Source organism: Polaromonas sp. P4_F9, from assembly GCF_056401235.1.
On sequence record NZ_JBFUJT010000003.1, the window covers coordinates 80,463 to 100,246 of the forward strand.

Annotated in this window: 16 protein-coding genes; 10 read left to right on the forward strand and 6 right to left on the reverse strand. The window is 62.7% G+C overall.

Annotated features, from left to right (window positions below; translation table 11 throughout):
• Window positions 1-485: 485 nt before the first annotated feature.
• From AC1DUB_RS04085 to AC1DUB_RS04095, 3 genes are read right to left on the reverse strand one after another with little or no spacing between them, the layout of a single operon-like run.
• Window positions 486-1,964 carry an efflux transporter outer membrane subunit gene (locus AC1DUB_RS04085; RefSeq protein WP_477717057.1) on the reverse strand — a complete coding sequence of 493 codons (1,479 nt, stop codon included), beginning with the start codon at window positions 1,962-1,964 and terminating at the stop codon, window positions 486-488.
• Window positions 1,957-5,136 (reverse strand): efflux RND transporter permease subunit, encoded by a 3,180-nt coding sequence (locus AC1DUB_RS04090; protein WP_477717058.1) that lies wholly within the window; start codon window positions 5,134-5,136, stop codon window positions 1,957-1,959. Before AC1DUB_RS04090 ends, AC1DUB_RS04085 begins: the two co-directional genes overlap by 8 nt.
• A 12-nt stretch (window positions 5,137-5,148) precedes the next feature.
• A complete protein-coding gene (locus AC1DUB_RS04095) occupies window positions 5,149-6,444 on the reverse strand; it encodes an efflux RND transporter periplasmic adaptor subunit (RefSeq protein ID WP_477717059.1) in 1,296 nt (431 codons plus the stop codon).
• Between the two features lie 178 nt (window positions 6,445-6,622).
• Here AC1DUB_RS04095 and AC1DUB_RS04100 point away from each other — a divergent pair, with 178 nt between their 5' ends.
• Complete coding sequence (locus tag AC1DUB_RS04100) at window positions 6,623-7,306, forward strand: TetR family transcriptional regulator (RefSeq protein ID WP_477728425.1); 684 nt, start codon at window positions 6,623-6,625, stop codon at window positions 7,304-7,306.
• 6 nt (window positions 7,307-7,312) lie between these two features.
• Here AC1DUB_RS04100 and AC1DUB_RS04105 read toward each other — a convergent pair whose 3' ends face one another.
• Entirely contained in the window at window positions 7,313-7,948 is a 636-nt protein-coding gene (locus AC1DUB_RS04105) for a DUF6806 family protein (protein WP_477717061.1), read from the reverse strand.
• A gap of 295 nt (window positions 7,949-8,243) precedes the next feature.
• On the opposite strand from AC1DUB_RS04105, the gene AC1DUB_RS04110 reads away from it, so the two are divergent.
• The 8 genes from AC1DUB_RS04110 (at window position 8,244) to AC1DUB_RS04145 (ending at window position 18,170) form a co-directional block, all read left to right on the forward strand.
• Complete coding sequence (locus tag AC1DUB_RS04110) at window positions 8,244-9,575, forward strand: tyrosine-type recombinase/integrase (protein ID WP_477728426.1); 1,332 nt, start codon at window positions 8,244-8,246, stop codon at window positions 9,573-9,575.
• Window positions 9,576-9,651: 76 nt separating this feature from the next.
• Complete coding sequence (locus AC1DUB_RS04115) at window positions 9,652-9,975, forward strand: type II toxin-antitoxin system RelE/ParE family toxin (protein WP_477728427.1); 324 nt, start codon at window positions 9,652-9,654, stop codon at window positions 9,973-9,975.
• Window positions 9,972-10,313: an addiction module antidote protein gene (locus AC1DUB_RS04120; protein WP_477728428.1), complete on the forward strand. Its 342-nt coding sequence runs from the start codon at window positions 9,972-9,974 to the stop codon at window positions 10,311-10,313. Before AC1DUB_RS04115 ends, AC1DUB_RS04120 begins: the two co-directional genes overlap by 4 nt.
• 16 nt (window positions 10,314-10,329) lie before the next feature.
• Window positions 10,330-12,663 (forward strand): hypothetical protein, encoded by a 2,334-nt coding sequence (locus AC1DUB_RS04125; RefSeq protein WP_477728429.1) that lies wholly within the window; start codon window positions 10,330-10,332, stop codon window positions 12,661-12,663.
• 505 nt (window positions 12,664-13,168) lie between these two features.
• Window positions 13,169-13,561 carry an ATPase gene (locus AC1DUB_RS04130; protein WP_477728430.1) on the forward strand — a complete coding sequence of 131 codons (393 nt, stop codon included), beginning with the start codon at window positions 13,169-13,171 and terminating at the stop codon, window positions 13,559-13,561.
• 535 nt (window positions 13,562-14,096) lie between these two features.
• Window positions 14,097-14,603, forward strand: a complete 507-nt coding sequence (radC, locus tag AC1DUB_RS04135; protein ID WP_477728431.1) for a RadC family protein — start codon at window positions 14,097-14,099, stop codon at window positions 14,601-14,603.
• Window positions 14,604-15,240: 637 nt separating this feature from the next.
• Window positions 15,241-17,208 carry a ParB/RepB/Spo0J family partition protein gene (locus AC1DUB_RS04140; RefSeq protein WP_477728432.1) on the forward strand — a complete coding sequence of 656 codons (1,968 nt, stop codon included), beginning with the start codon at window positions 15,241-15,243 and terminating at the stop codon, window positions 17,206-17,208.
• Between the two features lie 656 nt (window positions 17,209-17,864).
• Entirely contained in the window at window positions 17,865-18,170 is a 306-nt protein-coding gene (locus AC1DUB_RS04145) for a DUF736 domain-containing protein (protein WP_477728433.1), read from the forward strand.
• A gap of 551 nt (window positions 18,171-18,721) precedes the next feature.
• Here the strand turns inward: AC1DUB_RS04145 and AC1DUB_RS04150 are convergent.
• Window positions 18,722-19,012: a helix-turn-helix domain-containing protein gene (locus tag AC1DUB_RS04150; RefSeq protein ID WP_477728434.1), complete on the reverse strand. Its 291-nt coding sequence runs from the start codon at window positions 19,010-19,012 to the stop codon at window positions 18,722-18,724.
• Window positions 18,930-19,298, reverse strand: coding sequence for a hypothetical protein (locus AC1DUB_RS04155; protein ID WP_477728538.1), 369 nt, complete (start codon window positions 19,296-19,298; stop codon window positions 18,930-18,932). The genes AC1DUB_RS04150 and AC1DUB_RS04155 overlap by 83 nt, the downstream gene beginning before the upstream one ends.
• Before the next feature lie 15 nt (window positions 19,299-19,313).
• Here AC1DUB_RS04155 and AC1DUB_RS04160 point away from each other — a divergent pair, with 15 nt between their 5' ends.
• Window positions 19,314-19,661: a DUF2958 domain-containing protein gene (locus AC1DUB_RS04160; RefSeq protein ID WP_477728435.1), complete on the forward strand. Its 348-nt coding sequence runs from the start codon at window positions 19,314-19,316 to the stop codon at window positions 19,659-19,661.
• Window positions 19,662-19,784 lie beyond the last annotated feature (123 nt).

A 19,784-nucleotide genomic window follows, 5' to 3' on the forward strand; every position in this document is an offset into this window, starting at 1 on the left:
GGGTCTCCAATGGGGAGAGGCCGCGCTTGCGTGTCTTTCGGCTGCGAATATACAGCCGCCCCAACAGCTCCTTCGTAGGGGCTAACCCTTCAGCAAGGACTTCAAGCCCTTTCATCATGGGTTACGCGGCGCGCGCCTTTATCCGCAAAAATTTAATCGCAAAAAGTGTGCCCGAGGTGGCAGCCATCGCCGAGTACCAGCCGTTTGCAAGCACAACCGGATACGGCTGGCGCGCTCAATGCAGCCCTCCTGGCAGAACCCTTGCGCGGTGAAGCGGAAAACACAAAACGCCTTGATGGCTCCGAACCCGGTGGGGCGGGCCGCGCGAAACCGGTCTGGATGGCATTGCAATGATTGAATAGGCATCCGGCCCATAAATGCCATGCGCAAGATGCTATTCAATTGAGAGCGACTTCGCTCACATTCGCTCACAAATACCTGTGGGCGCKGCGGCAAAAGCGCCGTACCCAACGCTCAGGATGTGCTCAGGGCGCTGCGGAGGCTGCCGGCTCTTTCCAGCCACCACCCAGCGTTTTGTAAAGCGTGACCTGGCTCTGAAGCTGGGCCAGGCGGGTCTGCACCACGGCCTGCCGCGCGGCGAACAGCGAGCGCTGGGCATCGAGCAGGTCAAGGTAGCTGGCCACCCCGTTCTGGTAGCGCAGGTCAGCCAGCTTGAAGCGCGTGGCTTCGGCGTTGGCCTGTGCCTGCTGCGCGCGCAACTGCTCGCCCAGCGTGGCGCGGCCTGCCAGCGCATCGGAAACTTCGCGGAAGGCCGTCTGGATCGATTTCTCGTACTGGGCCACGGCGATGTCGCGCCCGGCATTGGCCGAATCCAGCCCCGCACGATTGCGCCCCGCATCAAAAATAGGCAGGAGCAACTGCGGCGCCAGCGTCCAGCCGTAAGAGCCGCTCTTGAAGAGGCCCGAAAGGTGCGAACTGGCGCTGCCGGCGCTGGTCGTGAGCGAAATGCGTGGGAAAAATGCGGCGCGGGCTGCGCCGATATCCGCATTGGCGGCAAGCAGCTGCTGCTCGGCCTGGCGAATGTCGGGGCGGCGGGTCAGCAGGTCGGAGGGCAGTCCGGCAGGCACATCGACCAGCATGGGCGTGTCAGCCAGCCCCTTGCCCGCCGGCGGCGCCACTGCCAACTCGCCCGCGAGGGGCTGGCCCAGCAAAAGCGTCAGGGCATTCTGATCCAGGGCACGCTGGCGGACCAGCTGGGCCAGGGAGACACGGGCCGCTTCCGTCAGCGACTCGGCCTGCCGGAAATCCAGCTCGGACGTCACGCCATTGTCAAAGCGCAGCTTGCTCAGCTTGAAGGATTCTTCGCGCGTCGCCAGCGTTTGCTGCGTGATGGCCAGCAGCTCTTCATCGGCCAGCAGACTGAGGTAGGTGTTGGCCACGGCCGCGATCAGGCTGATCTGGGTGGTCTTGCGGCCCTCTTCAGTCGCCAGGTACTGCGCCAGCGCGGCTTCCTTCAGGCTGGCCACGCGGCCAAAGAAATCGAGCTCATACGACGTCACCAGCAAGCCGGCGGAGTAGGTGCTGGTGATACTGCTGTCGCCGTTGCCATCGGCCTTGGGCTGGCGCGAGCCCGAGAGCCCGGCATTGACGGTCGGAAACTGGTCGGCGCGCCGGATCTGGAACTGGGCCCGGGCCTGCTCGATATTGAGCACCGCAATCCGCAGGTCGCGGTTGTTGCGCAGCGCCGCCTCTATCAGTTGCCTGAGCTTGGGGTCACTGAAAAAACCCTGCCATTCGATGTCGGCCGCCGGCACGGCGGGTGCCGTTGCCACGGCAGGGCTCGCACCGGTGGTCGCCTGGGCCGATTCAGCCATCCAGCTCGAGGCCGGCCACTCTGCGGCAATCGGCGCGGCCGGCCGCTCGTATTTGGGAATCATCGAGCACCCCGCCAGCAGCGCCGCGGCGCCCACCGTCAGGAGTTGGGGGAGCCTGGATTTACGCATGGGCTTTACCTTCATTTCCTTCATCTCCCGAGATGCCTGCCGCTTTGGCATGCTCCGAATAGATCCTGTTTTGCCGCGCACTGCCTTTGAAAAAGCCGCGCACCACGACAAAGAACACCGGGACAAAAATCACCGCGAGCGCCGTGCCGGTCACCATGCCGCCGATCACGGCGGTACCGATGGCACGCTGGCTAGCAGAGCCGGCGCCCGAAGCCAGCACGAGAGGCATCACGCCGAGGCCGAAAGCCAGCGAGGTCATGATGATGGGGCGAAAACGCAGATGGGCCGCGGCCAGCGCCGACTCGATCACGCCCTTGCCCTGCGCCTGAAGGTCTTTCGCAAACTCGATGATCAAAATGGCGTTCTTCGCCGACAGGCCGATGATGGTGATCAGGCCCACCTGAAAGTACACGTCGTTCGAATAGCTGCGCAGCAGGGTCGCCAGCAACACGCCGATCACGCCCAGCGGCACCACCAGAATCACCGCCAGTGGAATGGTCCAGCTCTCGTATAGCGCAGCGAGACACAGGAACACCGCGAGGATCGCGAAGCCATAGAGAAGGGTCGCCTGGGAGCCGGCGAGTTTTTCCTCTCGCGACTGGCCGGTCCACTCATAGCCGAAGCCCTGCGGCAGCTGCGCCGCCAGCTTCTCCATCTCGGCCATCGCGGCGCCGGTGCTGTAGCCCGGTGCGGCGCTGCCGCCGATGCGGATCGCCGGATAGCCGTTGTAGCGCACCGTCTGCATCGCGCCCTTGGCCCAGCGCGTCGTGGCAAATGCCGAGAGCGGCACCGATTGCCCCTTGCTGTTGCTGGCGTTCAGTTTTAGCAGGTCATCGGGCTGCATGCGCGCCGGTGCATCGGCCTGCACCACCACACGCTGCAAGCGCCCCTGGTTCGGGAAGTCGTTCACGTAGCTGGAGCCCAGCGAGGTCGACAACACCGAATTGATCGCATCGAACGGTACGCCCAGCGCATTGGCCTTGTCCCGGTCAATATCGATCTGCAGTTGCGGCGCGTCTTCCAGGCCATCGGGACGCACCTGCGCGAGGACCGGGCTCTTGGATGCCAGACCCAGCAACTGGTTGCGCGCATTGACGAGCGCCTCATGGCCCGCGCCGCCGCGATCCTGCAAACGGAAGCTGAATCCCGACGCCGTACCCAGTTCGGGAATTGGCGGCGGGCTCAGCGGAAAGATGAACGCATCACGCACACCCATGAGCGCACCGAAGGCCCGTCCCGCAACCGCTCCGGCCGAATGCTGCTCACCCGCGCGCTCTTTCCAGTCCTTGAGCGTCACGAACGCGAGCGCGGCGTTCTGACCCTGGCCGGAGAAGCTGAAACCCAGCACGCCGACCATGCTTTCCACTTCAGGCTGCTTGAGGATGAACGCTTCGACGGTCTGCATCACCGAGAGCGTGCGCTCGTACGTCGCGCCCGGAGGCAGCTGCACATTCACCAGCAGGTTGCCCTGGTCTTCGTTGGGCAAGAACGAGGTGGGCAGGCGCAGGAAGACCACGGCGATCGCGCCGATGATCGCTGCGTAGATCACCAGATAGCGCGCCGCACGCTTGAGGATGCGCGCAACCACGCTTTCATAGCCCTTGGCCGTGCGTGTGAAGCCCCGATTGAACCAGCCGAAGAAACCGGTCTTTTCGTGGTGGTGCCCGGCCTCTACCGGTTTGAGCAGCGTGGCGCAGAGCGCCGGTGTGAGCGACAGCGCCATGAATGCCGAGAAGCCGATTGACGACACCATCACCGCCGAAAACTGCCGATAGATATTGCCGGTCGAGCCCGCGAAGAAGGCCAGCGGCACGAACACGGAGATCAGCACCACGGTCACGCCGATGATGGCGCCGGAGATCTGCTTCATCGCCTTGCGCGTGGCCTCGAGCGGCGGCAGGCCCTCTTCGGTCATGATGCGCTCGACGTTCTCGACCACCACGATCGCATCGTCCACCACGATACCAATCACCAGCACCATGCCGAACATGGTGAGCACGTTGATTGAAAACCCGAGCGCCAGCAGCGTGGCGAAAGTGCCCAGCAGCGAGATCGGCACCACGATGGTCGGGATGATGGTGTAGCGCCAGTTCTGCAGGAACAGAAACATCACCAGGAACACCAGCGCCACCGCCTCGAACAGCGTCTCGGCCACCTGCGAAATCGATATCCTGACGAAGCGCGAGCTGTCGTAGGGGATGTCCCATTTCATGCCCTGCGGGAAGTAGCGCTCAAGCTCGGCCATCTTCGCGCGCACGGCCTTGGCGGATGCGAGCGCATTGCCGCTGGGCGCGAGCTGCACGCCGATACCGACGGCGGGCTGGCCATTAAGACGCGCCGACGTCGCATAGGACTGTCCGCCCAGTTCGATACGTGCCACATCCTTCAGGCGCACCGACGAGCCATCGGGGTTGGCGCGCAGCACGATATTGCCAAACTGCCCGACGTTGGCGAGCTGCCCATTGACCACCACGGTGGCTGCAATGCCCTGGCCTGCCACGTTGGGCCGGTCGCCGATGCTGCCGGCGGCCACCTGGGCATTTTGCGCACGAATCGCTGTATTGACATCGTTCGCCGAAAGGCTGAAGCCCGTCAGCTTGGCCGGGTCGAGCCAGATGCGCATGGCGCGTTCGCTGCCGAACAGCTGGGCCTGCCCAATGCCGGGCAGGCGCTGGAGTTCGGGCACGATGTTGCGCGAGGCATAGTCGCCGAGCGCGACCGGGTCATGCGCCGGGTTGTCGGACGACAGCATGGTGAACAACAGGAAGTTGGCACGCGACTTGTCTACGCGTACGCCCTGCTGCGTCACAGCGGCTGGCAGCCGCGGCGAGGCGCGCGACAGGCGGTTCTGCACGTCCACCTGCGCCAGCTCGGCATTGGTGCCGGGCTGGAAGCTCAGCGTGATGCTGCCGGAACCGTCGGCCTGCGCGACCGACTCCATGTAGATCAGGCCGGGCGAGCCGTTCATTTCACGCTCAATCACCGACAGCACGCTGTCCTCGAGCGTCTGGGCCGACGCGCCGGGGTAGGCCGTATTGATGACGATCGCGGGCGGGGCCACGGGCGGGTACTGGGCAATCGGCAGCTGCGTGATCGACACGCCGCCGACCACCAGGATGAACAAGGCAATCACCCAGGCAAAGATCGGCCGATCAATAAAAAATTTGGCCATGTGCCGGGCTCCTTATTTTGTCGCGGCTGCGGATGCAGCCGATGCCGCCGGTTGGGCAGCGCCCGCCGACGATGCCGCAGCAGCCGGAGCAGAAGCCGCGCCAGCCGGATTGGCACCCGGCGGCTGCCACGGCACAGGCTTGACCAATGCGCCGGGCTGCAGTTTCTGGAAACCATCCACCATGACCTGTTCACCTGTTTTCAGCCCGTCAAGCACCACCCATTGCGAGCCCTTGGCGGAGCCAATCTTGACCGGGCGCGATGCGACTTTTCCAGTGGCATCCACCACCATGACGCTGTCACCCTGCGCCGTACGCGTCACGGCCTGCTGCGGCAAGGTGACGGCATTGGTCGCTTGCGCCTGCTCCAGGCGCACCCGCACATACAGACCCGGCAGCAGCTGGCCGCCCGGATTGGGAACCTCCGCGCGCAAGGTCACCTGGCCCGTGGTGGCATCGACGGTCAGGTCTGAAAACAGCAAGCGGCCGGGACGCGGGTATTCGGTGCCATCTTCCAGCACAATGCGCACGCTGGCCGCATCTTCCCCGCTGGCGCGCTTGAACTGGCCGCTTTCCATGGCCGCACGCAGCTTCATGACCTCGGAGGCGGATTGCGTGAAGTTGACGTACACGGGGTTGATCTGCTGGATCACGGCGAGTTGGGTGGCGTCGCCCTGCCCGACCAGCGCGCCTTCAGTGACCAGCGCGCGGCCTATGCGGCCCGAGATAGGAGCCGTCACCGATGCATAGCCCAGATTGATGCCGGCCGTCTGCACATTGGCCTTGCCTACCGCCACATCGGCTTCGGCCTGTTTTTGCGCCGCCACGGCGTTGGCGTATTCCTGCTTGCTGATCGCATTGGCTTCAACCAGCGGCTTGTAGCGCTCGGCCAGGGCGCTCGCCTGCGCCAGATTGGCTTCAGCGCGCGCCTGGCCGGCTTTGGCACTGGCAGTTGCCGCAGCGTAGGGCGCTGGGTCAATGCTGAACAGCGGCTGACCGGCCTTGACGTCACTGCCTTCCCGAAACAGCCGCTTTTGCAAAATGCCGGCCGCCCGCGCCCGGACCTGCGCGACGCGCGAGGCTTCAAGACGCCCGGGCAACTCGGTCACCAGGCCCACATCGCCCTGGGTTACCGTCACCACACCCACCTGCGCGGGAGGTGGGGTGGCCCCGCCTTGCGCGGTTCCCCCATTGCCGCAACCGGCCAAAAAAACTGAGACCGCAGCAATTAGCGCCAACGGCTGAAGCCCCATAAACGACGAGGGCAGGAAATAAGACTGGGAAGACTGGGCAACGCGGGACGTAGGCATGCTGTTCCTCGGATGTTGGAAAAAGCGCGAAAGTGGCGCAGCGTCGGCGAATAGTGCAGAGCATACGCAAGCACATTCACCGAAAAGGGAAAGGGTAAGGGTTTTTACGAGTGTTATAGTTTACATACATTTATGAATGTATATAGACACCCCGAAAATTGATTTCAGGAGACACCCATTGGCCCGCCGAACCAAAGAAGAGGCACTGGCGACTCGCCACAAGCTGCTTGATGCCGCCGAATACCTGTTTCAGGCGCAGGGCGTGTCGCGCACCAGCCTGCAGGACATCGCCCGGCGCGCCGGCGCCACGCGCGGAGCCATCTACTGGCACTTCAAGGACAAGGCCGACCTCTTCAACGCCATGATGGAGCGGGTGACGCTGCCCATGGAAGAATCTTTCGACCAGGAGGGGGCTGATCAGCAAGAAGCCGCTGACACCAGCGCCAACGCGCTTGACCGCATCCGGCGCGCCACCATCAACGCCCTCAAGCAGATCGTCAACGACACACAGACCCGTCGGGTTTTTGAAGTGGCGACCCAAAAGGTGGAATATGTAGAGGAGCTTCAAGCCGTCCGCCTTCGTCACCTGGCGGTGCGCAACGGGTTCTTGAACCGTTGTGAACAGAGCATCGACCTCGCCTCCCGCCAGACGGCCTTGACGCTTTCGATGCCCGCCTCTGTTGCCGCACAGGGCTTTCATGCCCTGATAGACGGCCTGATACAAAACTGGCTGCTGGACCCGGAGGCTTTTGACCTTCTCGAGGTTGGTCAATGCGTGATGAACGTTTACCTCGGCGGGCTCGGCTTTACCAACCGGCAGCACCCCGCCGCGCCAGCAGGGACTGCGCCAACACCTTCGTAGTGCAAATTAGTGCAAATGCCTGGGCTTGCGCCCGCCGCCCCCGTGGCCCGACCCACCCTGCGGCCCGCCCAATCCGCGCGGCGGCTTGCCGAGCTGCATGGAGTTGACCAGCGCATCGAAGCGCTGCTCGAATAATTTATCGACCGCCGCCACGACCTCGCCCAGCTCCGAGGCGTCGAAATGCCGCTCCATGAGGCCTATCATGTCCTGCACGAGCAAGTCGCGCTGGACCTGCATGATGGCGGCCGGCGTGGGGCCGACAAAGTACATGGCAAAGTCATCACGCGCCTCGTCATCCTCGGCGCCCTCTTCTTCGTCGAAGTCAGAGTCGTAAAAAGTCACTTCAATGGGCGCGCCCATCTCGGCAAGATCGTTCAGCCCCATGCACATTTCGTCGAGCGCCTGGCGAAAATCCTCGTCACCGGGCACGGTCCAGCACATCTGGAGCAGGTGCTTGTGAACATCAAACTGGATGCCGGGCTCCTCCTCGTAGGCACTCGCAGCGCCCGCCGCCAGGGACTTTGAGCCCGCGTACTTCCACAAGGGCTTGAGGGCCTCCTGCAGCTGCTCAAAGGTGACGTCCGCGCGCAAAGGTACTTCGCCGTGAACGTGAATTTCAAATGGTGTGTTGTAGCGGGCCATGGATTTAATCTTACCCAGTTTTCGGGGGCGCAACCGGCACATGGGTGGTTGGCCCGATGGTGGTGCCTGAGACCGGAATCGAACCGGTACGCCCCTGTTAGGGAAGCGGCGGATTTTAAGCCGGAAGATTGGCAATACACCGAGGTCTTCCAGGCTACGCCCCAGCTCTCTTGAGCAGGTTTTCTCTCGAAGCATCAAGCCTGATGATACCCCGGTGTTCGACCCACATCGACCCGGTTCCCTTTCGCTTGGCTCCTAGCTGGCTCCTGGAAATCGGGTATTTCCAGGAGTACACATGGCTAAGATGAAATTGACTAAAACGGTTGTTGACGCTGCACAACCTCAATCCACCGACGTTGAACTACGTGACACCTTGGTGCCGGGTTTCCTGTGCAAGGTTACCCCGGCAGGCCGCAAGGTCTTCATGATTCAATATCGGACCAACGCCGGTGAACGCCGCAAACCGTCGCTTGGGCTGTTCGGCGAGTTGACCGTCGAACAGGCCCGTGCGCTTGCACAAGACTGGCTGGCCGAGGTTCGCCGCGGCGGTGATCCAGGCGGTGAGAAGGCAGATGCGCGCAAGGCACCGACCGTCAAGGAACTGTGCATTCGATTCATGGAGGACTACTCCAAGACGCGCAATAAGCCAAGCACCCAGCGCTCATACCAGAATCAGATCGATCGCTCAATCATTCCCGCCTTCGGCAGCAAGAAAGTCCCTGAAATCACGCGCATGGACGTGATTGCGCTGATGAAGCGCAAGGAGAAATCACCCATACAAGCCAACCGCGTACTCGGCTGCATCCGCAAGATGTTCAACCTCGCCGAGCTGTGGGGCTATCGGCCCGATGGCTCAAACCCCTGCAGGCACGTTCCGAAGTATCCAGAAAAAGGCACGACCCGCCTGATCACCGATGCGCAGATGGGGCAACTGTTCGCCTATCTCGACAAGGCCGATACCGAGGGCCTGGAGCATCCGACACTGACTCTGGTTATCCGGCTGCAATTCGAGTTTGCCGCCCGTATGTCGGAAATCCTGCTGTTGCAGTGGGACTGGATTGACCTGCCCAACAGGCGTGTGGTTTGGCCTGACAGCAAGACCGGCGACATGTCCAAACCCATGAGCGAGGAGGCTTACCGACTTCTGTCGAGTGCCGCGCATTACGAGAACTCCCCCTATGTCTGCCCGTCGATCTTCGATCACAAGCAGCCACTGACCGGGAATTCGTACTACCAGGCTTGGCGGCGCATCCTTGATCGTGCCGGCGTGCCCCCGGTCGGGACGCATGGCATCCGCCATCGATCAGCCACCGACATAGCCAACTCTGGCGTTCCGGTCAAGGTAGGCATGGCGCTGACCGCGCACAAGACGGTCACGATGTTTATGCGTTATGTGCATACCGAGGACGACCCAGTGCGCGCAGCAGCCGAGTTGGTCGCCAATCGGCGCAAGGCCGTTGTAGAGAGCCGTCCGATTGCCCCAAAAGTTGCTCCTGAGCCGGTCGCCGGCACATCTGGAGCGAAACCGGCTTACCAAGCCTTCCGTCACCGCAGGGGGGAAAACCGCCCCGCTCCTCCCGGCAGCAAGCGGGCCACCAGCACTGCAACCGAGTCTGCTGCGTCATGACCGTCGAACTGCTGTTCACCGGGACTTCGCAAGCTTTGACTTCTGTGAAGTATAAGTTACAATGGAGGCTACACACATGATTGAAGTGCGCCGGTATCAGCGCCTTGATGGCGAAGTACCACTGACCGACTGGCTCGCCGGAATGCGTGATGCGCGGGCCAGGGCCAAGCTGGAAATCCGTTTTCGGCGGGTATCCCTGGGCATCTTCGGTGACATCAAGCCAGTCGGCGAAGGTGTGCTGGAGTTGCGCGAAGACATTGGTCCCGGCTATCGCGTGTATCTCGGGCGGCATGGCGCGACGTTGGTCATCCTGCTCTGCGGCGGCGACAAGCGCACGCAGGATGCGGACATCAAACGGGCCAAGGAATACTGGTCGGACTGGAAACGGAGAAACACATGAGCCATCGTAAACATGCAGCTTCGGTTCCCCATACCGAAACGACCATCGCCGAACTGCGGACTGATCGGGCCTTTGCGGTCGAGTATCTGAAATCGGCGCTGGAAGAATTGGACGATCCCGAGCATCGCGCCGTCGGCCTGCTCGCGCTGCGCGATGTGGCCGAAGCCTATGGCGGGCTTGCGAACGTGGCGCAAGAAGCAGGCGTCACCCGCGAGGCGTTGTATCGGGCGCTGTCACCGAGCGGCAACCCAACACTCAAGACGCTTCTGGCAGTGCTTCACGCTGTCGGTATGCGACTGTCTGTTGTGCCGGCCGAGCCTACTCCGGTTCATGGGTAAATAAGGACGAATCGCGGTGGCGGACACCTTGAGGGTTGACGTGTGTTACCGACCATTGCGTATCGGCTGGGCGGTACGGCAAGGCGATAGCGTTGCCATTCGCCAAGCAATGCGGTATTCGCATGCACTCTGGGGTGGTCGATTCAATCCGATACTGGTGGTTGACCGCGAGGAAGAGGCGCTGCACTTGGTCAAGCTGTTTCGTCTTGATTTGATATGGCCCTTGGGCGACAGCCAAGAGGTCAAGGACTTTCCGAAGAAGTTTCCGCACCTTATCCCACCGTTTCATGGCGATTCAATCTTCGTCAAGGACGTTCAGTGGAGGAGCTTCGCACACGTCCTGGACATCGCCAATGCGATTTCGCACTGGCATACCAGGCCGGAATGGAAACTTTTCATGGATCAGGGCGTTCGTGCCTACCAATGGCAGCAGGACGACCCACTGGCAGACGTGTTTCTCATGCAGTTCGGGGCCTACCCGAGCGCCGACGAAGTCGGTGTGGACTATGCTGCGATGGTTGCCCAGGTGGCTACGCCGACGACGTACGCGCTGGCACCACAAGCTCCCGTCCCAGCCGATGTCACGGTACACCCCGGTTTTGCGGCCATCGGCCGATTCGGCATCGCACGTCACTACACGGTGCGGGCGGGCTGGGACGCACCCGGCTTCTTCGTCGGCAGCGCTGCCGATCCGGATGATCTTGTCTGCTGCTGGAATATTCGCGCCTGCGATATTCCCTTGTGGTTCGTCGATCCCACCGCCCTGGACCGCTACGCTGAGCTGATTCCCGAATGGGAGCGAACGCTGCATCGCATGGTGGAGCATCGCCGCGATGAGTGGGATCGCCGCCTGGGCGTTTGGTCAAGGCAGGACATTGATACGGCAGCCCAGCCTTTCGCAGGCATGCAATTGATACGCTGCCGCGTGCAGGACCACTTCTGGGCCGGTGGTGCCGTATCGCCGCCGGTGATGCATTTCGGGCAGGCGTCAACGCTCGGAGTGATAGGTGAGTCCAACGGCGTTCCGCGCGTGAATTTCGCACTGGCTGACAAACCGTTCAGCGGCGACCCACATTTCGGCAACCAACATCTGGTCGCATCCGTTTCGTTCATCGGCGGCCTCTATCACGACGAACAACACACGTTTAATGTGCCCTACCTTCCGGAACTTAACGAGTTCTATGCACGCGCCATGCATTTCCACTACGACAAACTGCGCGTCGAGCCGGATTGCGTGGGGCTCGTGATCGACGCCGCCGATCACGACAGTTTTCTCACCGCGATGCCAGTTGCTGACTTGATGCAGCGCATCTTTTCAATGGCGGGCTTCGACAGCACGTTAAGCAACAGCGGACGCATCGTGCGTCAACTCCTGACACAACTAGGCGGGCTCCAAGGCGCGCGCGTGTTCAAGATCCCTGGTGCCAGACAACTGCTCAAAAAATACGGCCCGCGAGACACGTTTTCGCGCGAAATGGCGCGCGACACAATCGTCGGAAAAACGCCGGAACATTCGAACGGCACATTCGCCGCGCACAAGGACCTGTTTCTAGGTCCACGCCCGATCCATACCCAACTGACGCCGCCCGATGTCTTCACCTTCATGGTGGACAAAGGCCTGTTCCGCATGGGTGTCGATCTGGACTGCCCCAAGTGCGGAATGTCGAGTTGGGTGGCACTCGACGTGCTCAAGCAGCAAGCGACCTGCGAACTATGCGGCCATGGCCACGACGCGACGCGGCAGTTGATCGCCAGCACCTGGCGCTTTCGGCGATCGGGTGTGCTCGGCTCCGAGCGCAACGCGCAGGGTGCCGTCCCCGTGGCACTGACCCTGCAGCAGCTTGGAACGACACTGAGTGGCTCTCTGCGCCACAGTGTCTATGCACCTTCGCTGGACTTGAAACCAACGGCGGACCTGAATCTACCAAGTTGCGAAGTCGATTTCGTCTGGCTTATGGCCGGACGCTATCCGGACCGGGCGGCGATAATTCTCGCTGAGTGCAAAGATCAGGGCCCGATCAAGGCCGAAGAGTTTCAACGCGACGTGGACAACCTGCGTCGCGTCGCCGATGCCTTCCCCAAGCATCGGTTCGAGACATACCTGCTTTTTGTAAAACTGACGCCGTTCACCGCTGACGAGGTCGCCATGGCGGGCACATTGAACGAGCCTTATCGGCATCGCGTGATTCTACTGACAGCGCGCGAGTTGGAACCGTACCACATCTTCGAACGGCTCAAGACCGAGCACGGAATAGACAGTTACGCGGGATCAGCGAAAGAATTGGCTCAGGTGACAGCCCGACTCTATTTCACCGCCCCGGCTGCCGCCGGCGATCAGGCAACCGAGTAGCAAATCCAAGCGCTCGAAGAGTAATTCTGTTATGCGTGGCTTCAACCTCAGAAAGACGACCGCTCAGCGGGACGCCTGAAGAAAGCTTGCGATCTTGGCGGTTAGCTCCGAAGGCTGAACGCAGCGAGTATCGGCTTCATTCCTACTCCATCAATACGCTGAATCGGTTGCATGACTGTTCTCGAATGCGCTAGCAGAACGTCCCGGCGTTGCCGCCGTCGGGCTCGCGGGCGTTGCCCCGCGTCTCGTGCCGAGTCACGGCCATTCGGCATTGATCCCTGACGCCTCCGGCCCTTTGGGCCTGCGCGCTCCGCTTGCCACTGAGGCGTTGGAGTGTGTGAGGCGGCCTTGCTGTTCCCTTCAACGTACCACGCCGTTCTCGCCGTCAAGGGCTGCGCATGCTTCGCACGCTTGCGTCCTCGCGGCCGTCTGCGACCCCTGACTGCTGCGCTGCGCCGTGTTCCTCCGGTTCCGGGCAATTCCGCCCGAGCAACTGGAGATCACCATGAACGATAAATCGCACGTTTCGCTGGAACAACACGTCTGTCTGGTATGCGGCAGCAGCTTCGACACCGGCAGCATCCTGCTCGACAGGCGCCTGCGTGCAACCATGGAGCACCATACGACGACGGGCTGGGGCTTGTGTCCTGAGCACCAGCGGCTGTTCTCGGAGGGCCTCGTCGCTCTGGTCGAATGCGACCCGCAGCGCAGCGGCGTGCCTTCGGGCGATGGCCGCGTGAAGCCCGAGCAGGCCTACCGGACGGGACGGCTGGCCCATCTCAAACGCGGCGCGTTCGCCCAGGTGTTCAACACGTCGATCGCGGTCGACCAGCCGTGCGTGTTCGTCGAACCTGGCGTGATCGAGCGTTTGCAGTCGATGGTGGCGCCAGCGGAGTGATGGTTCGCTGAAACCATCGGTGCGCCACCCCGGCGTTGCGGGCGTGGCGCACCGCGTCTATTTGCTGTGCCCAATGGCGATGCCTTCGCGCCTGCGGCGCTGCGCACTGCGCTTGCCTCCAGGGGATCGGCCGACGGCCCATCCCCGCCGCGCTTCGCTTGGCGCCCCTGGAAAGACCGCCGAACAGGCTGCGCCTGATCGGCCAGCGCCCTGAACGGCCGAAGGACCACATCGTCGCTAAGTTCAGGCTGGTACGGCTGGACAGGCGCCTCTTGCCGAGTCACGGCTATTCGGCATTGATCCCTGACGCCTCCGGCCCTTTGGGCCTGCGCGCTCCGCTTGCCGTTGAGGCAGTGGAGTGTGTGTGAGGCGGCCTTGCTGTTCCCTTCAACGTACCACGCCGTTCTCGCCGTCAAGGGCTGCGCGTGCCCTGCCCGCTGGCGTCCATTCGGCCGTCTTCGACCCCTGACTGCTGCGCTGCGCCGTGTTCCTCCGGTTCCGGGCAATTCCGCCCGATTCGGACTGGAGCACGATCATGTCGAAACGCACTCATTCTCTCGATTCTTCCCTTCTCGTTCGCGATGTCGCGGGCGACTACCGTCCGGCCAATGCCGACGAGGTGTTGCAGGCTGCGCAACGTGTGCTCGCAGGACAGATGCGCAACTGCGAAGTCCTGAACTCGCCGCAGGTGGTGCGCGACTTCCTGCGGGTGAAGCTGGGAGCGCTGGAGCACGAGGTGTTCGCCATCATCCATCTGGATGCACAGAACCGTGTCATCGAATACGTCGAGATGTTTCGCGGCACGGTGAGCCAGACATCGGTGTATCCGCGCGAGGTGGTCAAGGAGTCCTTGGCCAGGAATAGCGCTGCGCTAATACTGGTGCATAACCATCCCAGCGGTTCGACCCAACCGTCTCGCGCCGACGAGATGCTGACGCAGACGCTGAAGTCGGCACTGGCGCTGGTGGACGTGCGAGTGCTGGATCACCTGATCGTCGCCGGCGGCGACATCCTGTCTATGGCGGAACGCGGGCTGTTGTAGCCCGAGGGGGCATTGCCCCCCTTTTTTTGCTGCGTCCTTGACATCCAGTAAAGGCTGCGCGCTGCGCTTGCCTCCAGGGGTCGGCTTACAGCCCACCCCGCCGCGCAGGCTTGGCGCCCCAAAAGACCGCCGAACAGGCTGCGCCTGATCGGCCAGCACACAACGTCGATCGCGCGCCACGCGCTTTGCTCACCTCCAGCCAGGCGTGCTGCGCACGCAGGGGCGCTCGCCGCGCGGCGTTGGTTTGTCGCGTCTCTGGCCGTAGGCCGGTCATCCGTCTTTCCCCTCCTTCATCGCTGGTCCCGCGACCGTAGCCCGCGGTGCCTGGCCGTCAAGGCGCGCAGGGCCGTGTCCTCGCCTGCGGCTGCGGGCCGCACCAACCCTGCGCTTGTTTCCTTGACGGCCAGTCCCCGCCGGCCCGGTTGTTCGCGGGCGATGAACTCAGGAAAGACGGCGGCAACGGCGATCAGCCCAGGTCACTGCGCCGAATCAACCGAAGCCAACACCGGGCTCCGAATCTTGGAATCCGGTCAGTTTTGAAACCACAGGAGGCCGCGCATGCAGACATCGACAACGTGAATCACCGAGCGAGTTTTTCTTCATCCATTTTTGTTTTCAACTGATAGGAGCTATCACCATGAACACCGTTACCCATCAAGAAACCCAAGCCCTGCATGCAGTCACTGCCGCCGCAATTGCGGCATACGACCTGCTGTTGATTCCACTGTCGCAATTGCGGCCTTCGAGCCGCAACGTGCGCAAGAGCGGCGGCGCGTCGATTCCCGAGCTGGCTTCGAGCATCGCCCGCGTCGGCCTGCTGCAAAACCTCACCGTCACCGTATCGAGCGATGGTGAGCATTACGAAGTCGTCGCAGGCCAGCGGCGGCTGGCCGCGTTGAAGCTGCTGGCGAAGCGGCGCAAGCTTGCCAAGACCCATGACGTGCCTTGCCTGCTGGTGCCGGATGCGTCAGCGCGTACCGTGAGCCTGACCGAGAACGTGCAGCGCGAGGCCATGCACCCCGCCGAGCAGTTCGAGGCGTTCGCCGCGTTGGTGGCCGAGGGTCGGCCTGTCGAAGATATTGCCGCCGATTTTGGTGTGACACCGCTTGTGGTGCAGCGGCGTTTGAAGCTGGCGAATGTCTCGCCGCGCCTGCTGGCCGACTATCGCGCCGATGCTGTCACGCTCGACCAGTTGATGGCCCTCGCCATCACGGACGACCACACCGCACAGGAGGCGGCGTTCTATGACGCGCCGCAGTGGCAGCGCAGCCCGCAGGCGCTGCGCGAGCACCTGACCGAACGCGAGATCGACGCCACACGCGATGCGCTGGCGCGTTTCGTTGGCATCGAGGCTTACGAGGCCGCGGGCGGCGGTCTGCGGCGCGACCTGTTCTCGGACGACACACGGGGCGTGTTCCTGACCGATGCGGCGTTGCTGGATGGCCTTGCGCGAGACAAGCTCGCTGCGGTGGCGGACACCGTTCGCGCCGAAGGCTGGGCATGGGTCGAAACGGTGCCGCGCGTCACGTCAGCGGAACTGCACGGCTTCCAGCGTGCCCGCCGTGACCGGCGCACACCGAACAAGACCGACGCCAAGCGCATCGCCAAGGTGCAAGCACGGCAACAGGCCATCGACGACAGGCTGAATGCCGACGATGCCGAGGACATCGCCGAAGAGGAAGCATCGGCGCTCTACGAAGAAAGCGACAAGCTTGGCGCGGAACTCGACACCATCGAGCAATCGCTTTTGGTGTTTGCGCCCGAGGTTCTGACGATGGCCGGGACCATCGTGGCGGTCGATCATGCGGGTGAGGTCGTCATCCATCGCGGCCTGTTGCGCGAGGGCGAGGCCAAAGCGTTGCGGGCACAGGAACGGCAAGGCATGCAGGCGGGCGATGATGGCGAAGGCGCGGCGCAACCGACTGCGCCCGGCATTTCCGAGAAGCTGGCGCGGCGCTTGAGCGCGCACCGCACGGCGGCGCTGCAAGCGGAAGTCGCCCGCCATCCGCAGGTGGCGCTGGTGGCCGTGGTGCATCGCCTCGCGCTGCGCGTGGTGGTGGATGGCTACCGTTCGGACGATTCGCCGATCAACATCAGCGCTTCACCGCAGGACGGACTGGATGCGTTTGCGCCGGACGTGGCGCAGTCGCCCGCCCTGATCGGACTGCGGGAAGTGCGGCAGGCGTGGGCGGTTCGGCTACCCAGTGACCCGGATGCACTGTTCGCGGAACTGCTGGCGTTTCCCCCGCAGGAACTGCTGTCGCTGCTGGCGGTGTGCGTGGCTGCGACGGTGGGCGCGGTGACGCCACGCGAAGACACGTTGCCTGCTACCGCGCTGGCGCAGGCGGTGGGCCTCGACATGCATCCGTGGTGGACACCGACCGCCGAAGGCTACTTCGCCCATGTGTCAAAGGCCAAGGCCATCGAGGCGGTGCAGGTGTTCGCACCGGAACACGCGGCACGGCTCGCCAAGCTCAAGAAGAACGACCTGGCCAGCGAAGCGGAACGGCTGGCGGCGGGCACGGGCTGGCTGCCCGCGATGCTGCGCGTAGCGGTACAGGAGGCACCAGCAGAAACGCTCCCGGATACTGAGGCGAGCGAGTAAGCAGGATGTCCCGGCGGGTTTCCGCCGGGATTTTTTTACGCGTCGCGCGCGGCAAGTATGCCGCGCGCGTTTTAACAGCCGACAGCCCCCACCCCTTTCCGAAAACGCGCCCCGCCACAAGGGCGGCGCGCCGGAGTGCGACAGACTTTGCTGCGCCCGGTTGTGCAATGGCGCACCGTCCCCGACGCTGGCGGGTAGGTCGCCATGAACGACGGCGGCTCACCGACAGGCCGTCCACCATGCCCAGAGCCATCCACGCCGCAATCCATCAAGCCCGCGCCAATGCGCGCGGAGCGTTCATCCTTGGCGATTCGGAACCGACCTTGCCTGCAATGGGGTGCGTGCCGGCGCAACGCTTGTGCGGAGATACCGGAGCCATGCTGCCTTCCGGTGAGGATCGCACCCAACGGCGGCCTTGGCTTGTCGTGAATCCTGGCGAGGCAGCGGCTGCGCCTCGGGCTTCATGGCTGCAACCGTCCGGCGCAACGATTTTCCCCGGCACTGCGTGCCTTCCTCGCGCAACAAAATCGCCGCGCCTCCCGGTCCTCCACTGCGTTGCGGCCGCTATGCGGTGCAGCCCGCCCGTACCTCGCCCTTTGGATCACCGACAAGGCCGCGATGGGCGCGACCTTGATTCACCGAAAGGAAACTTCATCATGGCAAACATCGGCATCTTTACCGCACAAAACGACAGCTTCACCGGCACGGTTCGCACCCTGACGCTTAACGTCAAGGTCAAATTCGTTCCCAACACCAAGGAGAGCGACAACGCCCCGGACTACCGCATCGTCGCCGGCAACTTCGAGATCGGCGCGGCGTGGAAGAAAATCAGCAAGGCGGACCGGCCCTACCTGTCGGCAACCCTGGATGACCCGTCGTTCCCGGCGACCATCTATGCCCGCCTGGTCGAAGGCGAGGACAGCGCGCACAACCTGATCTGGTCGCGCAGCAAGGGCGACTGATCGTCGCCCTCGACGCCCCGCCCTTGCGGCGGGGCGTTTTTGCGTTCACCGTCAGCGGCCCGCGATGCGCATCGCGGGCCGTCTCATTTCATGCACTGAATCGCTTATTGGCGGAGTACGGAATCCCGTGGAACCGTGCATCCGTATCCGTGCTTGGGCACAAACCCGCTTCTACGGATTTGCGGTTTTGTAGTTTCACTGAGATGAGTGAAAACGGTTCTGCGTGTTCGTGGGCTTGTGCACCAGCATTGAGGGCATTCGTGCGTCCCCCGGCAATGCCGGGCCGCGCTATCGTGCTGCGCATCGAGCCGCCGGTGGCGTCTCACCCTTTCGGCTTCCATCGCTGACGCCTGCGCGCTTTGCTTGCCCTCCAGGGGATCGGCTCGACGCCCATCCCCGCCGCCCATGCTTGGCGCCCCTCCCAATTCGCCGAACAGGCTGCGCCTGATCGGCAGGCAAGACGACATGCGCTATCGAACCTGGTCTGATGCCGACCGCCGTTCACGTAGCCGTCACGCGGGCGCTGCCGCTGGGCAGCGCCCTTTGCTCGCCTATTTTCTCGTCTGGGCCTGGATGGTGGCCAGCTCGCGCTGCGCGCGCTCGATGACTTCACCCATCCCCTTGCTGTCGCCGCCATAGGCCAGCGTCAGCAGGGTGAGCGGATGCACGTCCATGACCTCGCACAGCTCAGCGACCTTGCTCAAGGTCGGGCTTTTCAGGCCACGTTCGAGGGAACTCATGTACGTGCGGCTCGACACGTCAGAGAAAGCTTCCTGGCTGAGGCCGCGAGCTTTTCTGATTGTCTTGAGCGCCGCAGGGAATGAGTTCTTCAATGTCGTCAAATCGTTTCAGGTAAAACGACGATGACACCTGATAGCGCCCTATAGGGCTACAATCTATAGTGTTCATTTTTAGCCTTTTCCGCTTTCTACCAATGGCGATCGTGCCTGTGCTGAAAGCCGCTTCTACTGAAATCATGGCTTCCGTACTTACGCAATCGCTGATTCGTGTATCCACGGATTCGGTGGAATCCGCTTTGGCAATTTGACGCAGAAGCACACTTGTTCTGTCACACTTTGACGCATCGGCACGTTTGCGCAAAACTAATGCTTCGTTGATCGTGATCACTTGCGCGCAGCGACCATGAAACCACTCATTACCGACGATCACCGCGTCCAACTGCTCGATAACGGCGCTGCCGCCGCGCGCGGCGAAAAGCGCGACCCGCTGCCGGTTGTCAAGCTGTTCACCCTGGATGCGCATGCGACCTGGCTCTTGACCGAACTCAGTCCCGACGACGGCGACACCGCTTTCGGTCTCATCGACCTCGGCATAGGTACGCCGGAACTCGGCCATGTGCGGTTGTCCGTCCTGGAAGGCATTCGCGGGCCACAGAACCTGGCCGTTGTACGCGATTTGCATTTCACGCCAAAGCGGCGGCTCTCCGAATACGTTCGGCTGGCCCAGGCTGACGGATCGATCAACGACTGATCGACCCGCGTTGGCCCGTCGCTGGTGGGTCATGCCATTGCAATGCCGCAATATTGTCGGCCAACTTACCGAATGTTGCACGCTGATGCTGGGGGTAACCCTTAACCTCATCAGTTGCAAACC